2 protein-coding genes are annotated in these 1,769 nt (G+C 42.2%); both read right to left on the reverse strand.

From position 1 onward, the window contains the following. Positions 1-100: 100 nt before the first annotated feature. On the reverse strand, positions 101-1,078 hold the full coding sequence (locus tag ACTXGO_RS13220; RefSeq protein ID WP_443574846.1) for a hypothetical protein: 978 nt from the start codon (positions 1,076-1,078) through the stop codon (positions 101-103). Between the two features lie 256 nt (positions 1,079-1,334). Further along, positions 1,335-1,769, reverse strand: a 435-nt coding sequence (locus ACTXGO_RS13225) for an alpha/beta hydrolase family protein (RefSeq protein WP_459112930.1), incomplete at its 5' end; no start/stop codon positions are given.

Below are 1,769 nucleotides of genomic sequence, written 5' to 3' on the forward strand. Positions count from 1 at the left end.
TTTACTATGACTTTTAACGCATAAAAAAATCCAATGCTAAACGCTTAAATAAACGCCTAACATTGGATTTATCACACTCTAAACTTACAAGATAAAACGGTTACTCTTGGTTTAGATCATCAATCATGCTTTGATACTTCTCTTTTCTACTGGCGATCTTACTACGCTCTTCTTCTACATTGGCGATGAGTTTTTTGGCGACATCTACGCTTTTATCAAAGGCAGCCAGTTCCATATCTACCATAGCGATTAAGCGCTCTAGCGTCATAGCTGTGGCTTTTTCAGTGACGCCATTGGTGATGCCCATTGCTTCTGACATAAAGTCTTCTCTGAGCTTATTGGCCCACTGAAAGAGACCTGCCATCGACATGTTAGCGTTGTCTTCATCAGACTGCGCTTGGTTATCAGCGTCATTTTGTTCGGCGTCGCTCTTCTGCTCAGCAGCTTTATCAGACTTGTCACTTTTGCTAGACGTCTCTTTTTGGGCAGCATCGTCAGCTTTAGCTTCGCTGTCCTTTTTTGCGGTTTCTGCTTTGGTAGCTTTGCTCGCTTTTTTCGGCGCTTGTTTTTTATCAGCTTTGCTATCGTCTTTAGCATCATCTTTGCTATCGTCTTTAGCAGTTTCTGCTTTTGCTGATTTATCGTCTTTTTTAGGGGCTTGCTCTTTTACAGAGGCTTCAACGTTATCCGCTTCTTTATCTTTATTAGCGCTTTGAGTATTGCTCTTATTATCTGACTCGTTCTTAGCGTCAGTATCTTTAGCTTTACTTGTGCTTTGAGTCTTTTCTTGGTTTTGGGGCTTGTCTTGATTTTTAGCTTTATCGGCCGCTGGCTTATCGTTTTTGGTCGCACTATCGGCTTTGTTTGGAGCTGGGGTGGTTTTCGCTTTATCGTCCTGAGCTTTTTTGTCTTGCTCCTTGCCTTCTTGATAATCATGCTCAGCATTGTACTCATCAAAGTTACCGTCTTCAAATACTACGGTATCGTCTTTGACGACTTCTACGCCAACGACGGCTTTATTATCGGTCGCTTTTTTTACATTGTTATCGTTACTGTTTTTGGGATCATTGTTTGACATGGCTTGTTATCCTTAATTAAGTTTAAATGTATTAAATGTTGATAGTTCACTTATGAGAAGGATACTAAGCTAAGCGCATTTGATTATCAATATATGGATATAAATCTACTGTCTAAAGTGTACAGGAAGATACATGCGCTGATGTGAGGTTCAAATAGTTCAAACAGTGACGCGGCAAAGGGCGACATCTGTAATCAAGATGCCGCGCCGTCATGCAAGATGATTTGATATTAAGGTAATATTAAATAGTTTAATACTAGGGATTGTCAGCGATAAAGGTAACTAGCAGCTCGGCCAATGGTTCGCCTTGATCCTCTTGTAAAAAATGACCGCCATTGGTAATAGTCGTATGAGCTTGGTTTTGAGTACCTGGTATGAGCTTTTGCATGATTTTATCACCGCCTTTGGTAACAGGGTCAGAGTCGCTAAACAAGGTGATAAAAGGGTTATCCCATGTGCTAAGTACGCCCCAAGCTGCGCGGTTATCACTTGAGGCAGGGTCATCCGGTGTAGTCGGTACGAGCACGGGGAATTGTCTTGCGCCTTCTTTGAATGATTCATCAGGGAAGGGCGCGTTATAGGCATCGATAATATCTTGTGATAGCTCGGTTACAGTGCCGCTATTGATGATGCTGCCGACATGGAACTCTGGCGTATCTTGTGAGAACTGCTGCCACTTGCGAAAGCCCTC

It is taken from the genome of Psychrobacter sp. T6-1 (genome assembly GCF_052258445.1).

What these genes read in the sequence shown, in the direction of transcription:
- ACTXGO_RS13220 (WP_443574846.1), bottom strand. Translation starts at nt 1,078, where the DNA reads ATGTCAAACAATGATCCCAAAAACAGTAACGATAACAATGTAAAAAAA.